Origin of the sequence: Rhodoblastus sp., assembly GCF_041915505.1 — a bacterium.
Classification (GTDB): domain Bacteria; phylum Pseudomonadota; class Alphaproteobacteria; order Rhizobiales; family Beijerinckiaceae; genus Rhodoblastus.
The window spans coordinates 1-18,077 of the sequence record NZ_JAYSBG010000033.1 but is presented as its reverse complement, the minus strand read 5'-3'; the positions used below and the strand labels follow the sequence as shown (position 1 = coordinate 18,077).

The following is an 18,077-nucleotide window of genomic DNA, read 5'->3' as shown; positions in this document are numbered from 1 at the left end:
AATCTTTACGCCGATTCAACTCTGGCGCTCGATCCGGATACCGGCAAGCTCAAATCCTATTTCCAATATACCCCAAACAATGCGTGGGACTATGACGGCAATAACGAAGCCATTTTGATCGACGATGCGAAGAATCGAAAGGTTTGGATTCATGCCGATCGAAATGGTCATCTTTATTCGATCGACCGAGCGACAGCCAAATGCAACTTTGTGGTTCCGATCGCCAGGGTCAATTGGGTCAAGAGCTTCGGGGAGAACTGCCGCCCGATTCCGAATCCCGACAAGATTCCCTCTTATGACAAAGTGGCCACCGATATCGCCCCGATCCTCGATGGCGGCAAGGAATGGCACCCCGCAGCGTATAGTCCTTTGACGAAGCTTGTTTACGTGCCTTTCATCGACAGTTCGATGGATATTCAGGCGCGCAAGCAACAGCTCAAGACCGGAGAATGGTACCTCGCATCCAAGGTTTTGCGCGCTCATCCCTATAGCGGCGGCGTGAAGGCCTTCGACGCGACAACCGGCGAATTGGTGTGGACTCGTCCCCAAAGCACGCCCGCCACGAGCGGCCTGCTGGCGACAGCGGGAGGCCTGGTATTCGCGGGAGACGCCGAGGGTAATTTCAACGCTCTGAAGGACAATACCGGCGAGACGTTGTGGACCTTCAATGTCGGGACCGGCATTCACGGCAATCCGACGACTTTCACCGTGGATGGAAAGCAATATGTCGCCATTGTCTACGGGCCCGGTGGAGGAAGCTTGTGGCCGCTGGTCTACGACGAGCTGTTCAAGAAACAATCGCGCGGCGGCGGCATGATGGTTTTCGGAGTTGTCGACTGATCCCGACCGTCATCAAGGAGCCATGCGCCAACGCCCATGGCTCCTCCCGCGCAAGCCGAACAGCGTCACAGATTCAAGAGCAGAGTAATGAAGCAATCTGCGATCAAAGCTTCAAAATCTTCAGCCGGGAAAGGTTGCCTTGGGACTCTGGTCGGCAGGGCGCATCTGGCCGCACTTGCCAGTGTTTTCCTCGTGCTAAGTCCCTCGGCTGGCGTCGCCGAAACACCAGAGGATTATCTTAGAAACCCATATTCTCGCGACGACAATCAAGTGATTGCGCGTGGTGGCGAAATGTTTGGTCGCAACTGCCAACAGTGTCACAACAGTCACGGAAAGGGCGGAAAAGCTCCACAAATTATACGCGGCGCTTGGGGGCCGGACGGAGCAAATTCCGACGCCTTTATGTTCGACACCATTAACGCTGGCCGAAAAGGAACCCAAATGGGCGCTTGGGGTTTAAGCCTCCCTCCCGAAGATATTTGGGCGATTATTACCTATATTCGCGCCGAAGCGGTCAAGGCGAAGCTGGAAGACGATCAGGACGAGCAATGATAGAGGCCTGAACTCGTTACCAGTCGTAGACAGGGAATACGACGCGGACGGCGGCGCGGACGCCCGTTTCGGCGCGGAGACTGCCTTACTGGATCGGTGATCGAACGATTAGCGCAGCGGCGTCGCCGTCTGCATCAGCTTGCGCGCGAGTGGGGGCGCCGGCTGGCGGTCGGCGACCACCAGCCCGACCATGCGTCGCGCGTCGGGCTCCACCAGCCGGATCGCCTTGACGCCCTGCGGCGGCCCGAACAATTCCAGCACCTGGGTCGAGGCGATGCTGTTGACGCCCGGCAAGGCGGCGTGGGTGCAGAGATTGAAGATCGAATTGGTCTCCATCGCCGGTTTGGGCGAGGTTCCGACCGAACGAAAAATGCCGTCGATGATCCGGCGGTTCTGCATGTCGCTGGTGAGCAGGCAGAGCTTCAGTTCGGCCGCCTCCGCCCAGGCGATGGACTCGCGTCCGCCGAGCGGCCCGTCGGCGCGGGTCAGCAGGCAATAGGTCTCGGCGTAGATCGGCTTGGCGAGTACGCCCGGCAAGGGCTCGTTGTCGAGATAGGTCATGCCGGCGTCGAGCTCGAAATTGGCCAGCCGTTCGAGAATTTCGGCTGAGGTGAGCGAGAGGACTTCGAGCGTCACAGCGGGGCAGGCGACGCAGAACGGCGCGGTGACATGGACCGCCAGCGGCAAGGCGGTCGGAATGACCCCGAACCGCAGCTTGCCCGACAGTCCCTCGCGCGCTTCCGCCACTTCGGCGCGCATCATTTCGATCTCGACCAGCACCCGGCGCACGCGCGACAGCACGATCTCGCCCTCCGGAGTCAGCCCCTGAAAGCGCGGGTCGCGTTCGATTAGCAGCACGCCCAATTCGTCCTCCAATTGCGCGAGGGCGGAGGACAGGGTCGGCTGGGAGACGTTGCACAGCTCCGCCGCGCGGCGGAAATGTTTTTCGCGCGCGAGGGCGTCGAGATATTCGAACTGCCGGATGAACATGGGCCGCCTTAGATGAAATGCTGGCTAATTCTGGGGCGAGTCCTTGGGCAGCAGCGGCGCGGCGGCGTTGGAGCGCCGGATCAGGCCGAGCGCATCGGGGGCCAGCGACGCATCGTCCCAACCGCCGGTCAGGCTGAAGCCGATCTGCAGCGGCTTGGCGTCCGGCGTCGTCGCCGCGCGCGTGGCGACGGCGTGCAGGTCGACCGTGCGCTCCGCGATCTGCGCCCGCGCTGAAAAGGCGACTTCGGCGCGCTCGTCGCGGGCGAGGCCGTCGTCGACTTCGGCCTGGCCCTGCACGATGTTGAACTTGCCGGATAATTGGTCGAAGGCGGTGCGGCCCGAGCGCAACTCGACGCCGGCGGACAGCGGCTGGCGTTCGAGCCGGCGGAAGGCCAGCCCGAGATCGATGCCATAGATCTCACCCGATTCGACCGCGAAATTGCCGCGCGCGTCGAGCCGTCCAGCGAGATCGTAGAAGGAATCGCCATGGGTTTCGAAACTGGCGTTGACGCGGCCGGTCCCCGAGAGCGACTGCCGCCGGAAGATGTCCCACAGCAAAGCCGCGACGTCGATCTTCTCGGCCGAGGCCGAGCCGCGCACATCCAGGCCGTCGGGGCCTTCGGCGATGATGGCGCGGGCGTGGGCGTGGCCCGAATAGGCCGAAGCCTCCGCCAGCGCCAGGTCGAGCCGGCCGTTTTTCAGAATGGCCGAGACCGCGACATTCTCGGCCTGAAAATCGCCAAGCCGGGCGTGGCTGGCGGAAAGACGCAGGTCGAGATCGGTCGCGCCGAGCCGGGACGCCAGAAATTCGTCGCGATTCCATTGTCCGCCGGAGATCGGCGCGGGGACGTCCTCGAACATCGGGCCGAGATTGACCTCCGAGCCGGCGAGCGTCGCCGCGATCAGCGGCCTTTGTCCGTCGAGCCGGACCGAGGCCACGCCGTCGAGCGCATTGCCGTCGACCGTCACCGCGATCGGGGCGAGGGACAAAAGATTGGGCTCCAGCGTCGCGTCGCCCTTGAACGAGACATCGCGGTAATGGCCGGGCAGGGGAAGCGTCAGGCCGAACCACTGCGTGACCTGGCGCAGGGATGGCGCTGCGCCCGCGACGCGCCCGTGAAACCGGGGCTTGGGCGACAGAGCGACGGCGCCGTTGAGCGTGATCTGCACGGCCTCGCCCTCGACGCGCAGATTGACCGAGCTTTCCTCGCCCCGCGGCAAGGCGTCGGGTTTTGCGGCCCATAGCGCAAAGCGGGTCGGCGACCGGTCGTCGCCGAGCAAGGGCAGCACGCAATGCCCGATCAGCGAGACCGGCGCGCTGGCGCGGCTGAAATCGAGCCGGGCGTCGCAAGCATCGGCAATCAGCTCCGGCTTTTCGGCGGCGGCGTGGCGCAGCAGCGCCTTGCTGTTGGTTAGTTCGACCTCGCCGGGCGGCTTCGGCCAGCGTCCGGGCGCAGCCGCCAGAGGGGCGTCGATACGGGAGCGGGCGGCGTCGAGCGTGATGACGGCGTCGGCGAGAATGACGCGGGCGAGGTCGAGGCGGCCGGTGAAAATGCCCGACAGGCCGAGGTCGACGCGCAGGCTTGAGGCCGCGACCGTTGCGGCGCCCTCGTCGAAATCGAGATTGACGTCATAGATGCGGATATGCGGCCGCGGCAGCATCGCGAAAACCGAACGCCCGTGCGAGACCAGCCGCACATTGGAGGCGGATTTGATCGCCCGTTCGATCGCTTCGATCTGCGCGCTTTGCGAAACCGTCCACGGCGCGGCGGCCAGGGCCACCACAGCGGCGATGACGGCGGCCAGGATCCATCTGATGTTGAATGTCATGTCGGCAAGATAAACGCCCGCGCCATCGCGGCAAACAGCAAATCAATTTCACTGCTTCGCGGCGGATTTCAGGCCGGCCTTGGCGATTTCCGCATCGGCGATCGCCTTGAACGAGGCCCTGAACGCCTCGCGAGTGAAGCGCCGGGCGTTGGCGCGGCAGTTTTCGGGCGTGAATCGGCCCGGATCTTCCTCGAAGCGCCGGACGGCGTCGACAAGGCTCTCCTCGGTCTGGGCGTCGAAGAACAGCCCGGTCGGCCGGTCGCTGTCCGGTCCGACCACGGTTTCGAGCGCGCCGCCGCGGCCGAAGGCGATGACCGGCGCGCCGCAGGCCTGGGCCTCGACCGGCAGGATGCCGAAATCCTCCTCCGCCGCGAAGACGAAGGCTTTCGCCCGCCGCATCCGGTCGCGCAGGGCGTCGTCTTCGAGATAGCCGAGCACTTCGATATTGGAGGTCGCGATGCGCCGCACCAAGGCCAGTTCCGGGCCGTCGCCGACCACGACGAGTTTCTTGTCGGGCATGCGGGCGAAGGCGCTGACGATCAGCGCCATGCGCTTGTAAGGCGTCATGCGCGAGGCGGCGAGGTAGAAATCCTCGCGTTGCGCCGAGAACGGCATCGCCTCGACATCGACCGGCGGGAACACCACATCCGCGTCGCGCCGGTAAACCTTGGCGATGCGCCGGGCGATATAGGCGGAATTGGCGATCATGCGCTCGGGGCCATTGGCGGTGCGCAGGTCCCAGATGCGCAGATAATGCAGCAGCAGCCGCGCCAGAGCCGAGCGGAAGCCGCGCGTCAGGCCGGATTCGGCGAGATAGACGTACTGGAGGTCCCAGGCATAGCGCATGGGCGAATGGATATAGGACAGATGGACCTGGTTCGGCCCGGTGATGACGCCTTTGGCGACGGCGTGCGAGGAGGAAATCACCAGATCGTAAGCCGAAAGATCGAATTGCTCGACGGCGAGCGGCATCAACGGCATGAACAGGCGATGGCGGGTGCGCGCGCCCCACAGGTTCTGCAGGAAGGAGGTCGTCACCTTGCGGCCGCGGATCATGTCGTCCTGTCCCGGCGGCAAGGCGCAGATCAGGGTGAACAGATCGGCCTCCGGGTAAAGGGCGAGGATTTCCTCGACGACCTTTTCGGAGCCCGCACGGGTCACCAGCCATTCATGGACGATTGCGACTTTCATTCCCGATCCGCTTAGAGGCGGAAGGGACGATAGTCCGTCGCCGTTAAGGAAGGGTAGCGCGGGAAATCATTGAAATTCCCGCGACAAAGGCGACGAGCCAGCCAAGGATCAACAGCGTTCCGCCGGTCGGAGCCGCCATCGGGAACAGTCGCGCGCCGCGCAGGGTCAAGAGCGCCACATCGGCCGAGAACAAGGCCGCGCCCACGGCGATGATGACGGCGGCGGCGAGCCAGAAGCGGGCGCGGGGCTCGCCGAGGCGGGTGCGCGACGTCAGCCCCAGCAGCGCCGCCGCATGGGCGAGCAGGATCAGCGCCACGGAATTGAGGCGTTCGCCGCCGGCGACATGCGCGGCGCCAGCGGCCGCCGCCACGCCGCAAGCCCCGAACAGGCCCGCGCAAGCATCAAGGACGGCGATTATCCTGCCCATGTTGTTAGCCTTCCGAAAAAACTTTCCTGCGATCATCCGCGCTCTGATGGAGCATTCATGAGCGAAACCGGTTCCGGCATCAATATCGTCATCGCGGTCGATCACGCCTCAGTCACCGGCGGACAGGCCAAGGTGGCGCTGGACAGCGCGATCGGGCTGAAACGCGCCGGCCATCGCCCGATCGTCTTCGCCGCCGCCGCGCCGGTCGATCCGCGTCTCGCCACGGCGGGCGTCGAGGTCGTCTGCCTCGACCAGACGGATCTGCTCGGCGCCGCCTCCAAGGCCCAGGCGGCCGTGCAGGGGATCTGGAATTTCCGCGCAGAGCAGGAGTTGGGGCGTCTGCTCGACGGCCTGCCGCGTGAAAACACCATCGTCCATGTGCATGGCTGGGCCAAGGCTTTATCCGCCTCCATCGCCCGGCCGCTCCGGCGTTCCGGCCTGCCGGCGGTCTATACGCTGCATGAATATTTCATGTTCTGCCCCAATGGCGGTTTCTACAATTATCCGCGCAACCATGTCTGCACGTTGGAGCCGATGTCGGCGGCCTGTTGGGCGAGCAATTGCGATTCGCGCAATTATACCCGCAAGGTCTGGCGCTGCCTGCGCCAGAGCGTGATGGAGCGCGTCGCCCGCCTGCCGGAGGTGTTCGACGATTTCATCCTGATCTCGCGCTTTCAGGAGCGCGTCGCGGCGGGGCGCTTGCCCTCGGGCGCCCGCGTCCATGCCGTTTCCAATCCGATCGATTGCCTCGATCTCGGCCGCAAGACGGAGCCCGCGACGGGCGATTTCCTGTTCGTCGGCCGGCTGTCGCCGGAAAAGGGCCTGTTTTTGTACGCGGAGGCCGCGCGCCGGGCGGGAGTCGCGCCGGTCTTCGCGGGCGATGGCCCCGCCGCCGCCGAATTGCGCGCGCGTTACCCGGAAGCGCGTTTGCTGGGCTGGAAATCGGCCGGCGAGGTCAAGCTGCTGATGCGCCGGGCGCGGGCGCTGGTGTTTCCCTCGCTGTGGTTCGAGGGCCAGCCTTTGACGGTGCTGGAGGCCAAGGCCATGGCCACGCCGATCATCGTTTCCGACGGCTGCGCCGGCCGCGAGGAGGTCGAGGACGGCGTCAGCGGCCTGTGGTTCCGCAGCGCCGACGCAGAATCCCTGGCCGAGGCGCTCATCAAGGCCAAGGACGACGCCCTGGTCGCCGCCATGTCCAACGCCTGTTACGACCAGTTCTGGGCTGATCCGCCGACTCTGGCGCGGCATGTCGAGCGGCTGGGCGCCGTCTATTCGGAAGTGCTTTCGCGCAAGCCGGCGACACAAGCGGTCGAGCCGGAGCGACGTCTGCCGGCGCCCTGACCGGCGTCAGGGCTTTTTCGCAACCAGCAGTCCGGTCTCGAAATCGAGCGGCAGGCTCGGCATGGCGTCGGCGCGCCACGCGGATTCCGCATGTTTCATCTTGGCGTCGAATTGCGTGAGCCGATGGCCGAACCAGTTGGCTTTGGCGCCTGTCGCGGCGGCGCCCTCCGGCGCGACGACATTTTGTAACGGATCATTGTCATAGGCGCGGCCGGCGGCGACCAGTCCGACAGCGAGAAGCGCTACGCCGCCGAGCAGCGCCGCGCCGAGAACAGCGCGCTCGGCGGAGGGTGGCGCGTCAAACCCGCTGAATAAGGCCAAAGTCAAGGCGATCATGGCGGGAATCATCAGCCGCTCGCCGGGATTGCCCCAGTCGGCCATAGTCGGCGGCAGCGCGAGCGCGAGGATGAGCAGGCCGGCCCCGGCCAGCATTTCGGGACGAAACAGGATCGCGCGCCAGCCGAGACGGCGAACCGCGATCACGGCGAGCGTCAAGGCGGCGAGCAGGAAGGCTGCGTCCAGCGCCAGCCCCATTCCGACAAAGGGCCAGCCGAAATGCGCGGCGGCGTTGAAGTCGAACGCGACCGGATTGTGATAGGGCGCCAGCTTGAGCAGCGTGTAGATTTTGTAGACGATCGGATTGACGTCGCTGAGGTCGAACACCGCCCACATCTTGCCGATTGTGTTGTGCTTCTCATAAACCGCCAGCAAAGCGAGCGAGGGCAGCAGCGCCGCGCCGCAGGACCAGATGCGCCGGTCATAGAGGGCGTAGGCGCCGATGAAGGCGAGCAAGGCGACAAAGCCCCAGCCATGCGCGAAAAAGGCCAGCAGCGAGAAAGGCAGCACGAAGCGCCAGTCGCTGCGCTGCTCGCGCGGCAGAGTGAGGAAGAACAGCACAACAAGTACGCCGCTTTGATAGCCCATGAAGCCGTTCCAGAACGGCGCGTTCAGGATTGCGACGCTGAGGAGGATCGGCCAGCCGATGGAAGGCGCGATGCGGTTACGGTCCAGCACCTTGCGCACGACGACAATCGAGACGAGGCCATAGAGCGCGACAATCGCCTTGCTCGCCGCCATGGGCGGGACAACGAGCAGCACGGCGCTGACCAGCCATTGCAGCAGGGAATAGGGGACGGGGTAATGTTTCAGGTCGAACAGCGGCGATGAGCCGCCTACCGCCAGTTTGTTGAAGACATAGCCCTGATAGATCCATTCCGGAAAATCCTGCAGGGCCGCATAGGGAAAGTTGACGACAGCGACGGCCAGCAGCGCGAGGGCGGCGACGGGGAACAGAATGGAGGCGGAGAACAGGGCGAGATGCTGCGCGCGCGCGCCAAAATGGGCGTCCGAGGCGCCGGGGGAGGCCGATGTGCTGGTCATGGAACGATCCGGCGCTTGTCAATTCGCTGGAGGCATCTTCTCACGAACCGCCCGACGCCGATGAAGAAACGGATTTTAGGCTTAACTTTCCGAATGTTCGCGCTGCGCCAGCCAGCGCCGCCGCGCCGCCTCAATGCCCCACACCGCGCCGAGCGAAAGGTAGAACATGCGCCAGTGGTCGATGTCGATCTGGAAGCCCTGTAGAAGGAAGACGAAAGTGGCGGAGAACAGGACCTGCGACTGACGCATCCAGGGGTGGCGCGTAAGGCATTGCCGGAAGCCGACGAACCAGGTTGCAAGGGTTAGGGCGATGAAGCTGAAGCCGCCCAGCCAGCCGTTGGAGGCGAAGGCGTTGATATAGGAATTATGCGGCTCCAGGCCGAAGGTCAGGCGAAAGCGCAAGGGGCCGAAACCGTTGGGCCGGTCGATCAGCATCGGCAGCGAGCGGATTTGATTGCCGAAGCGTCCGTTCGGCCCCTCGTCGTAATCCTGGGTGACCGAGGCGCGCAGGAAGAAAAAGTCGCGCAGGCTCTCCACCGTCAGCGCCGACATCAGCGCGACAGAAACAATGGCGAAGACCCCGACGAGTCCGGCCATGACACGAAGGCGCATGGCCTTGCTGTCGGCGGTCTTGATGAGGAAAGCAGCGACCAGCAGGGTCGAAACCACCGCCGCGCCCCACGAACCGCGCGAAAAGGTCAGGAACAGAGCGGTGACGATGATCGCGAGGCTAGGCAGGACGAGCCAGAGGCGGCGCGCATCGCCCAGCAGCAGGCGCTGCACCAGATAGAGCACGCCGGTGACGAGATAGGTGCCCATCACATTGGGGTCTTTGAACGGCGCCATGGCGCGGCCGTCCTTCACCCATTCCTCGCCGTCGCCGAACAGTCCGAACCAGGCCAGAGTGGCGATGGTCGCGGCGATAACGCAGGAGACGGCATAGCCGTTGAGCAGCAGGTCGAGCCGGCGGGTGGTGCGCTGCGCCGTGAACAGAGCGAAGAAAAGGCCGGTCGAGGCGATAAACAGGGTGTGGAACATGAAGCTGACGGGGTCTTCTTCATGCCAATAGGCCGTCAGCGAAATGAAGCCGCCCAGCACCCACAGCGAAAGCAGGACGATGAAGGGCAGCAGCGCCTTGTGGACGGAGAAGCCGCCGAAGGCCCACAAACCGATGGTGATCAGGATGAGGAAATCATAGGGCGAGGGCTCAACCGCCACGATCGAACCGATGGCGATGGTGAACCAGAAGAAAAAATCGACCAGCGTCTGGTAATCGAAAACGCCGCGCCACTTCCGACGGGGCGCCGCCGCCGTGAAAACCGCCTCGGTCACGATGCGGCCTCCAGCGTCTGGGGCCTGGCGCCGCCGCGCCGGGCGAGCGCCTGGGCATAGGCGGCGAGGACCGCGTCGGTCATGGCGTCCACGCTGAAATGGCTGGCGACATGGCGCGACAGCGCGGCGCGTTCTTCCGCCGCCTCGGTCGGGTCGCGGCGCAGGGCGCCGGCCATGGCGCGCGCCAGCGCCTGCGGATCGTCGCGGGGAATCAGCTTGTCGCGCAGGGGTCCGAAAATCTCGCCGACGCCGCCGACATCGGTCGCGATCACGGTCTTGTCCGCCGCGATGGCCTCCAGCACGATATAGGGCAGGGATTCGGCGCGGCTCGGCGCGACCAGAATCCCGCCGAGGGCGAAGGCCTCCCGCGCGGGCAGGGCGCCGTAAAAGGCGACATGGCGGTTGAGGCCGCGCCGTTCGACCAGCGCCGCGAGCTTGTCATATTCGCAGCCCGCCCCGACCACGACAAGACGCGGCGCCGCGCCCCCGCCGGCATGGAGCAAGGCGAGCGCTTCGATCAGCGTGTCGACGCCCTTGAAGCTCGAAAGCTCGCCGACATAGAGGAATTCCGCGGCGTCGGGCCCGGTTGCGACCGGCGCGAACTCCTCTGGCCGCAGCCCGTTCTTGGCGACCCGCCACAAAGCGTCGCCCGCGCCGACAACGTCGAGATATTTTCGGGCGATATAATCGCTTTCGAACAGCAGGAGATCGGTGCGGCGCGCGACCAGACGCTCGACGGCGAGAAAGATCGGGCTGCCGGGGCGCTCGTGAAGGCTGCCGCCATGCGGCGTATAGACCCGCAACGGCTTGACCGCGCCCGGCGGGAAGCCGGAGGCGCGCGCGTAAAAGCCGCCCTTGGAGCCGTGGCCGTGGACGACGTCCGGCGCCAGCCGGGCGATTTCGCCGCGAACCCGCCAGATCGCGGCGAGATCGCTGGGATGGGGCTCGCGCTTCATCGCAAAGCGCGTTACGCCAAGCCGCAGCACGGGTTCGATGCGGTCGAACTGGCGCCGCGCTGGCTCGCCGCCGGTCGAGGAATCCGCGAGCAGGCCGACCACATGGCCCCGCGCCGCCTGCGCCCGGGCGAGATCCAGCACATGGCGAAACAGGCCGCCGACCGGCGCCCTCAGCACATGCAGGATGCGGAGGCTTTCCTGGCTACGATCCATGAGGCTTCATGTCCACAATCGCGCTTTTGTACGCGACGAATGTTAAAAAACCGAGCCCTGCGGGCCTTTGGCGCCTTTTTGCGCGAGCGCCGGATTGGCCATGACGCAGGAAATGAATTTTATGGGACAACGAACTGAAATAAATAACGAAATCAAATCAGGTCATTTTCTCGTTCCCGTTCGGTCAGAAGAAGCGCTCCTGGATATAGACGGTATCGCCGGGGCGGACCGGCATGGTCACCGGAGCCTCAGCGGTGATGGTGCGGCCGTCCTGGGTGCGGGTGATCTGGGCCGAATCCCTGCGCGCGCGCGGCGTATAACCGCCCGCGATCGCCACGGCGGTTTCTACACTCATGCCGTTGACGAAGGGATATTGGCCAGAGGTGGTCACCTCGCCGAGGATGAAGAAGGGGCGATAGGCCTCGACCTCGACCGAAACGCGCGGCTCGCGGACATAGCCGGCGCGCAGCCGCGCCTCGATTTCGCGCGCGAGCTGCGCGGGCGTGCGACCCGAGGCCGGCACGGCGCCGATCAGCGGCATGGCGATATGGCCGGAACTGTCGACGGCGAATGAATTGGAAAGCGAATCCTGGCCGAACACGATCACGCGCAGGCGGTCGCCGGGGCCGAGCGAATAGGGCGCGTCCGCATAGGCCTGGAAATCCGCCGGCATGCGGCGGTCGGCGCAGCCCTGCAGCGCGCCCGACAAGGCGATACAGACAAACAACAACGTTCGGCGCATGGGAACGACCCGGATCGACGCCGCGTCGCCGCGGCCATGCCGAAAGCTAACCTTTCATGGTTAACAAAGCTTTGCCCTTAACGATTTGGCGAGGATTGGGCCGCGCCGGGCGAATCTTCAAACATTTGAAATAATGACGAAATTTATTATGGCTAACGCGTTTTGGCCGGATAGCTCAAATGCGGAGGAAAGGGTTAACCCCGTTTCAACCATGGCGACCCTAGATTTCCCATGGTTAATGGAGTCTTCAATGAGCGCGCGACGATTCGATTTCGATACGGCCGAAGGCCGCGAGGAGGTCGACCTCAACGGCTTGATCGGCGCGCTCGGGCGCCATCGCGGCCTGATCGCGCGCGCCACTCTCGGCGCGGCGGCCGCCGCGTTCATGTTCTGCCTGTTCTCCACGCCGCGCTACCTGGCGGAGGCGCGCATCCTGATCGAGAATCAGGAGAGTTATTTCACCAGCGCGGCGCCGGAGGGGACGCGCGAGCCGGACGCGACGCCGTCGCTCGACACCGAGGCGATCAACAGCCAGATCCAGCTTTTGACGTCGCGCGATCTGGCGCGCAAGGCGATCCAGAAGCTCGGCCTGACGGGCAATTCCGAATTCGATCCCGACGCCTCCTTCCTCGCCACGTTGAAGCGGCCGCTGTCGCTGTTCGGGCTGGGACGAAGCCGGCCGGACGCTTCCCCGGACGATCGGCTGATCAATAATTTCATCGACCATCTCACGGTGATGTCACCGTCGAAAACCCGCGTGATCCAGATTGAATTCACCTCGCGCGATCCCGATCTCGCGGCGCGCGCCGCCAATGTCGTCGCCGATCTGTTCGTCGACCTGAAATCCCAGGCGAAGCGCGAAGACGCTCATCAGGCCGCCCAGGCCCTGAAGCCGCTGATCGTCTCGCTGGAGACGCGGGTGGCGGAAGCCGACGCCAAGGTCGAGACGTTTCGCGCCCGCACCGGCCTGTATGAAAACGCCGAAAACGCCTCGGTGCCGACGCAGCAGCTCGGCGAGATCGCGACTCGGCTCGCCGAGGCGCGGGCGCAGCAATCCGATGCGGAGGCCAAGGCCCGCAGCCTGCGCGGCCTGTTGAAACAGGGCCGCCTCGCCGACGCGCCCGACGTGTCGAGCAATGATCTGGTGCGGCGCATCGCCGAGCAGCGGGTGGCCGTCCGCTCGCAGCTCGCGGTGGAATCGCGCACGCTGCTGCCGGCGCATCCGCGCATCAAGGAGCTTGAGGCGCAGCTATCCGATCTGGAGACGCAATTGCGCGCGGCGGTCGAGAAGGCCGCGCGCGGCCTCGACAATGACGCGCAGGTTGCGGGCGCGCGCGTCGCCAATCTCAGCGCGCTGCTCGACGAGCAGAAGAGCGCGGTCGGCGCCTCCAACGCCGACGCCGCGCAATTGCGCGAGCTGCAACGCGACGAGAAGATCCTGAAGGACCAGCTCGCCAGTCTGGCGGCCAAATATCAGGCGGCCGTGGCGCGCGACGTCGCCGATTCGGCGCCGCCGGACGCGCGGATCATCTCGCGCGCTTTGGCGCCGAGCCAGCCAGTTTTCCCCAAGACTGTTCCGATAACGGTTTTCGGCGCTCTGGCCGGTTTGTTCTTCTCGACGGTTTTCGTCCTCGCGCGGGAAATGACGGGCGAGCGCGCCCGCCTTGCCGCCGAGGCCGCGCCGGAGTCCCAAGCCGCGCCCGCGCACAAAGCCGCGCCCGCGCACAAAGCCGCGCCTGTGTCCAAGCCCGCGCGACAGAGCGGCGCATCGAGCCTTTCCGCCGCGGCGGATCAGTCGCTCTCCTTCGCGGAACTCCGCAAGGCCCTATCCGACGCGCATGGCGAGACTGATGTCGGCGCGGTGAAGGACGAAGGCATGTTCGGGCGCCTGAAGCGCTCGGTGGCGGAATTCGCCGCCCCCGCCATTCCGCTCGCGCCCGAGGCGGAACCCGAGGCGCCGGCCAGCAAGGGCGCGAATGAGCCCGTCGAGGCCGTCCGTTCCGAACCCACCGCGCCGGTCGCGCTGCGCGCCGCTCCGAAACCGGAATCCGCGCGCGCCCCTGATTTCCCGGACGCCAGGCCGGCCGACGCCGCACCCCTGGGCGGCAGTCCCGCGCGCGCGGCGTCGCGCGTCGCGTCGCAGGCGCTCGTCGGCCGCATCGCGGCGGCGGGATTGGCGGCCGGCGGCGGCGCCAAGGTCTTGGTCGTCAGCGATTCCGAATCGACCGCCGCCTGCGCCAGCCTGACTTTGGCCCGCGCCATGGCGCGGGAAGGCCGCGCCATATTGGTCCAGATCGACCCCTCCGACGCCGCTCTGTCCGCCGCGCTCGACCGCGCCGACGGGCGCGACGCCTTCGACGAGCCGCAGGCGGGGCTGGCGCAATTGCTGCTCGGCGAGACCTCCTTCGCCGAAGCGATCTATCGCGATGGCGCCTCGCGCCTGCATATCATCCAGTCGGGCGGCCGGCTGGTTGACGATTCCAGCGACCTCGACCTGATCCTTGACGCCCTGCAATCCACCTATGATTTCGTGCTGGTCGCCTCGGGCGAAAGCCCGGAAGCCGCGGTGATCGCCGGCGACGCCGATCTCACCGTGATTTTCGCCGAAAACAGCCGGGCGCGCGATTTTCTCCATGATGATTTCGCCGCCGCCGGCGCGCGGGCCATCGTGCTCGCCGGCGTCGATTCCCTTGGCGAAATCGCCGAAATGGCGGCATGATCCGATCGGGCGCGGCGCCCGTTCCGACGGCGCCGTCAGGAGATTGCGTGATGACCGAATTCGGCGAAATCGAAATCCGTTCGATTGACGGGGAGGCGCGCACTTTGGCGGATTACGCCGGCAAGGTGCTGCTGATCGTCAATGTCGCGAGCAAATGCGGCTTCACTCCGCAATATACCGGGCTGGAGGCGCTGGAAAAACGCTTTTCGGCGCGCGGCTTCGACGTGCTGGGCTTTCCCTGCGACCAGTTCGGCCATCAGGAGCCGGGCGACGAGGCCGAAATCCAGAATTTCTGCACGCTGAATTACGGCGTCACCTTTCCGATGTTCGCCAAGATCGAGGTCAATGGCGCCAATGCGCATCCGCTCTATCGCCATCTCAAGAAAGCCGCGCCGGGCCTGCTCGGCACCGAGGCGATCAAGTGGAATTTCACCAAATTTCTGGTCGGGCGCGACGGCGCCGTGGTGAAGCGCTATGCGCCCAACGACAAGCCTGAGGATATAGCCGCCGATATCGAACAGGCTTTGGCCTGACGCCGGAGCCGGACCTTGGGTCGGCTTTCGTGGCGGATTGACGCGCGGATCGTCGATATCGTCGAATGCGTGGTCTCGGTGCTGCTGGCGATCGGCGTCGCGCATCTGCTGAATGCACCCAACGTGTCCTGGGCGGCGTTCTCGGGCTATATGGTCATGCGCGGCCATGCGCTGGAAACGCTCCAGCGCGGCGCCCTGCGCATTATCGGGACGCTCGTCGGCGGCCTGCTGGCGCTCGCCGCCTTTCCCGTTATCGCGCCCCAGCTCTGGCTGCAGGCGGTGGTGCTCGCCGCCGTCTCCTGCGCCGGCCTCTATGGCGCGCTCACCGCGCGGCACGGCTATGCCTGGCTGTTCTTTGGCCTGACCTTTGCGATGGTGGTGTTCGACAAGGTCGAACATCCGGCCGAAAGCCTGATCGCCTTCGTCGAGGCGCGCTTTCTGGAAACCACCGCCGGCACCATCGCCTGCGTGGTTGTCAGCCTGCTGTCGACTTTGACCCTGCGCCGCTATTGGCCGGCGGCCCGCACGCCCGCCGCCCAAGCGCTCGGCTGGCGCGCGGAAGCCTTCAGCCATGCCGCGCAGTGCGGCGTCGCCATGGCCGGCCTTGCGGTTCTGTCGTCGTTTTATGCGGCGCCGGCCTTGGCGCAGGGCGCCGTCACCGTCATAGCCGTGATGTTCGTCCCGGTCTCGGCGGTGGGCGCGAATGGACTGATTTCGGTGCGGCGGCGGATCTGGCAGCGGTTCCTTGGCGCCGGGGCCGGCGCGTTGCTGGGCGCTTTCTTCCTGTTCGTCGCGCGCGGCCATGCGCCCGCGATGATCCTCGGCGTCGTGATCGGCGTCGCTGTCGGCCGTGCGATGGAGAACGGGGCTTTGGCGCATCGCTATGTCGGCACGCAATTCACGCTGGCCGTTCTGGTCACCTTGGTTCCCGATGATTATTCCGCCGCGACGATCGAGCCCGGACTGGCGCGGCTGCTGAGCATTTTTATCGGCATGGCCGTGCTGGAGCCGGTGCTGGCAGCGTGGCGGCTGCTCGGAATCGACAAAAGGCTGGGCGACCAGAGCCGCGGCGCGGACGAACTCGGCGGCGTGTAACGTCAGTCGCCCTTCTTGGCGGTCAGTTCGCGATAATAATTGGAAATGGCCTCGAACCAGATGTGGCGCGATTCGAGATAATCGCCGCCTTCGGCCCGCGTCGGCAGTTGCAGGTCGCCGACCAGCGTCGCGATTTCGCGGCGCGCCGATTGCTGCGACGGGGTCAGGTGGTGGTTGGCGTCCTCGATGGCGTCGAGCGCGGTCAGGCCGAGCGGGAACAATTCTCGGAAGATCACGCGGTCGTGCAGGCCCTCGGCGACCCGGAATTGAAGCTCCACGGCGAGCTTGCGCAAGGCGTTTTCGACCTGGCGGGCGTTATTGGTCTGAAGCGTGGCGATGCGATTGCGCACCAGCACCCAGTCGATCAGGCCATTGTCGACCAATCGGCGCTTGCGCCGCGCCTCGATCACGATTTCGGCGTATTGCGAGATCAGGCCGCGCTGGCTGCGGTCGTGATGCACGCGCGACAGCACGTCCATGTCGATGAAACTGTCGTTCATCGGCGAAATCAGCGTGTCCGCCAGCGAATGGGCGAGACGCATCAGATAGGAATCGCTCGCCGGCGTGTCGATCACCACGAATTCGTAATCGTGCTCCACCTCGCCGATGGCCTCGGCGAAAGTGGCGAATTCGGTCGATTCGTTTTCCGCCGCGCTGCCCGATTCGCCGCGATCCGGCGCGAAATGGCGCGGCAGTTCGACCTTCCAGGGCGCCGTCTTCGCCCAGGAGGCGCGATTCTCGAAAAAGCGCGTCAAAGTACGTTGGCGGGTGTCGAGATCGACCGTCGCGACGCGAAAACCGGCCTTGAGCAGCGCCACGGACAGATGAATCGACATGGTGGACTTGCCCGAGCCGCCTTTTTCATTGGCGACGACGATCACATGGGCGGCGCGCAGCTCAGGCGCTTCGACAGCGTCATGGGTCATCTGGCTCTCGCGCATTGCGGCTTCGGGCGTTGGTCCTTAAACCGAACGGCTCTCGCGGGCAAGCCGGGGAGAGCCGTTGTTCACGCCTCGTAGATCCAGTTCTGGCGGGCGCGCAGGCGTCCCGGTCCGGCGACGCGCAGCACGAGATCGCGCGCGAAGGCCTTGAAGCCGGACAGATGGTAGATTTCGCCCTGGGCGCGCGCGGCTTCCTGGACGCGGCGGGCGCGGGCGACGCGCTGGGCGGAATAACGCTCCAGCGCGGATGTGGGGTTCTCCGGATCCTCGGCGACGGCGCGGGCGAGGGCGGCGGCGTCCTCGATCGCCTGCGCGGCGCCCTGCGCCAGATAGGGCAGCATCGGATGGGCGGCGTCGCCGAGCAGCGCCACCCGCCCGCGCGACCAGGCGTCGAGCGGCGGACGGTCGAACAAGGGCCAGCGCATCCAGCTTTCGCCGGCGGCGATCAGGTCGCGGGCCTCCTGGCGCCAGCTCTTGAACCGGTTCAGCAGGAATTTGCTGTCGCCGGCATTGTCCCAGAAATCGGGCTCGGCGCCTTCGCCGTCGCCGCGCCAAGCGTCCTCGACCAGCGCCACCACATTGACGATCTCGCCGCCGCGCAGCGGATAATGCACCAGATGCGCGCGCTCGCCGAACCAGAGATTGGCGACGCGCCGGCGCAGGAAATCGGGCAGGCCGGCCGCCGGCAGCAGCGCCCGCCAGGCGGTGTGGCCGGTGAAAGCCGGCTTGTCGGAATCGCCGCCGATCAGGCGCGTACGCACCAGCGAGCGCACGCCATCGGCCGCCACTAGAGCTGCGCCGGAGGCGCGGCGGAACTCGCCGTCGAAGCGATAGGTCACTGCGACGCCCTTTTCATCCTGGATGAAGCCGGTGAGCGTCGAATCGTTGCTGATTTCGATCAAGGGCTCGGCGTGCGCGCGCTCCACCAGAGCTGCGAGCAGGTCGGCGCGGTGGACGGCGAGATAGGGCGCGCCCCAGCGGGCCTCGGCGTCGGC

At 65.7% G+C, this 18,077-nt stretch carries 16 protein-coding genes; 6 read left to right on the top strand and 10 right to left on the bottom strand.

What is annotated here, in order from left to right; translation table 11 throughout:
* The coding region (locus ACE3S9_RS04180) for a PQQ-binding-like beta-propeller repeat protein (protein ID WP_374545175.1) at nucleotides 1-840 on the top strand (840 nt) is incomplete at its 5' end.
* Nucleotides 841-927: 87 nt separating this feature from the next.
* On the top strand, nucleotides 928-1,392 hold the full coding sequence (locus tag ACE3S9_RS04175) for a cytochrome c (RefSeq protein ID WP_374545174.1): 465 nt from the start codon (nucleotides 928-930) through the stop codon (nucleotides 1,390-1,392).
* A 108-nt stretch (nucleotides 1,393-1,500) separates the two neighbouring features.
* Here the strand turns inward: ACE3S9_RS04175 and ACE3S9_RS04170 are convergent, their stop codons facing one another.
* Genes ACE3S9_RS04170 through ACE3S9_RS04155 form a run of 4 tightly spaced genes read right to left on the bottom strand, consistent with a single transcriptional unit; the run spans nucleotide 1,501 to nucleotide 5,830 of the window.
* On the bottom strand, nucleotides 1,501-2,382 hold the full coding sequence (locus ACE3S9_RS04170; protein ID WP_374545173.1) for a LysR substrate-binding domain-containing protein: 882 nt from the start codon (nucleotides 2,380-2,382) through the stop codon (nucleotides 1,501-1,503).
* Between the two features lie 24 nt (nucleotides 2,383-2,406).
* On the bottom strand, nucleotides 2,407-4,212 hold the full coding sequence (locus tag ACE3S9_RS04165; protein ID WP_374545172.1) for an AsmA-like C-terminal region-containing protein: 1,806 nt from the start codon (nucleotides 4,210-4,212) through the stop codon (nucleotides 2,407-2,409).
* Between the two features lie 48 nt (nucleotides 4,213-4,260).
* Nucleotides 4,261-5,403 carry a glycosyltransferase family 4 protein gene (locus ACE3S9_RS04160; RefSeq protein WP_374545171.1) on the bottom strand — a complete coding sequence of 381 codons (1,143 nt, stop codon included), beginning with the start codon at nucleotides 5,401-5,403 and terminating at the stop codon, nucleotides 4,261-4,263.
* Between the two features lie 43 nt (nucleotides 5,404-5,446).
* A complete protein-coding gene (locus tag ACE3S9_RS04155) occupies nucleotides 5,447-5,830 on the bottom strand; it encodes a DUF423 domain-containing protein (RefSeq protein WP_374545170.1) in 384 nt (127 codons plus the stop codon).
* Nucleotides 5,831-5,887: 57 nt separating this feature from the next.
* Here ACE3S9_RS04155 and ACE3S9_RS04150 point away from each other — a divergent pair, with 57 nt between their 5' ends.
* Nucleotides 5,888-7,171 carry a glycosyltransferase family 4 protein gene (locus ACE3S9_RS04150; protein WP_374545169.1) on the top strand — a complete coding sequence of 428 codons (1,284 nt, stop codon included), beginning with the start codon at nucleotides 5,888-5,890 and terminating at the stop codon, nucleotides 7,169-7,171.
* A 6-nt stretch (nucleotides 7,172-7,177) separates the two neighbouring features.
* Here ACE3S9_RS04150 and ACE3S9_RS04145 read toward each other — a convergent pair whose 3' ends face one another.
* The 4 genes from ACE3S9_RS04145 to ACE3S9_RS04130 form a co-directional block, all read right to left on the bottom strand.
* Nucleotides 7,178-8,551: a hypothetical protein gene (locus tag ACE3S9_RS04145; RefSeq protein WP_374545168.1), complete on the bottom strand. Its 1,374-nt coding sequence runs from the start codon at nucleotides 8,549-8,551 to the stop codon at nucleotides 7,178-7,180.
* A gap of 81 nt (nucleotides 8,552-8,632) precedes the next feature.
* Nucleotides 8,633-9,883 (bottom strand): O-antigen ligase family protein, encoded by a 1,251-nt coding sequence (locus ACE3S9_RS04140; protein WP_374545167.1) that lies wholly within the window; start codon nucleotides 9,881-9,883, stop codon nucleotides 8,633-8,635.
* Entirely contained in the window at nucleotides 9,880-11,052 is a 1,173-nt protein-coding gene (locus ACE3S9_RS04135) for a glycosyltransferase family 4 protein (protein ID WP_374545166.1), read from the bottom strand. Before ACE3S9_RS04135 ends, ACE3S9_RS04140 begins: the two co-directional genes overlap by 4 nt.
* Nucleotides 11,053-11,236: 184 nt before the next feature.
* The gene (locus ACE3S9_RS04130) at nucleotides 11,237-11,794 is read right to left on the bottom strand and encodes a polysaccharide biosynthesis/export family protein (RefSeq protein WP_374545165.1); all 558 of its coding nucleotides are present in this window, start codon (nucleotides 11,792-11,794) and stop codon (nucleotides 11,237-11,239) included.
* Nucleotides 11,795-12,044: 250 nt separating this feature from the next.
* On the opposite strand from ACE3S9_RS04130, the gene ACE3S9_RS04125 reads away from it, so the two are divergent.
* From ACE3S9_RS04125 to ACE3S9_RS04115, 3 genes are read left to right on the top strand one after another with little or no spacing between them, the layout of a single operon-like run.
* A complete protein-coding gene (locus tag ACE3S9_RS04125; protein WP_374545164.1) occupies nucleotides 12,045-14,513 on the top strand; it encodes a Wzz/FepE/Etk N-terminal domain-containing protein in 2,469 nt (822 codons plus the stop codon).
* Nucleotides 14,514-14,563: 50 nt separating this feature from the next.
* A complete protein-coding gene (locus ACE3S9_RS04120; RefSeq protein WP_374545163.1) occupies nucleotides 14,564-15,046 on the top strand; it encodes a glutathione peroxidase in 483 nt (160 codons plus the stop codon).
* Between the two features lie 15 nt (nucleotides 15,047-15,061).
* Nucleotides 15,062-16,141, top strand: coding sequence for an FUSC family protein (locus tag ACE3S9_RS04115; RefSeq protein WP_374545162.1), 1,080 nt, complete (start codon nucleotides 15,062-15,064; stop codon nucleotides 16,139-16,141).
* 2 nt (nucleotides 16,142-16,143) lie between these two features.
* Here the strand turns inward: ACE3S9_RS04115 and ACE3S9_RS04110 are convergent, their stop codons facing one another.
* A complete protein-coding gene (locus ACE3S9_RS04110) occupies nucleotides 16,144-17,067 on the bottom strand; it encodes a division plane positioning ATPase MipZ (protein ID WP_374545161.1) in 924 nt (307 codons plus the stop codon).
* An 80-nt stretch (nucleotides 17,068-17,147) separates the two neighbouring features.
* Nucleotides 17,148-18,077: FAD-dependent monooxygenase (locus ACE3S9_RS04105; RefSeq protein ID WP_374545160.1), on the bottom strand; the 930-nt coding region annotated here is incomplete at its 5' end.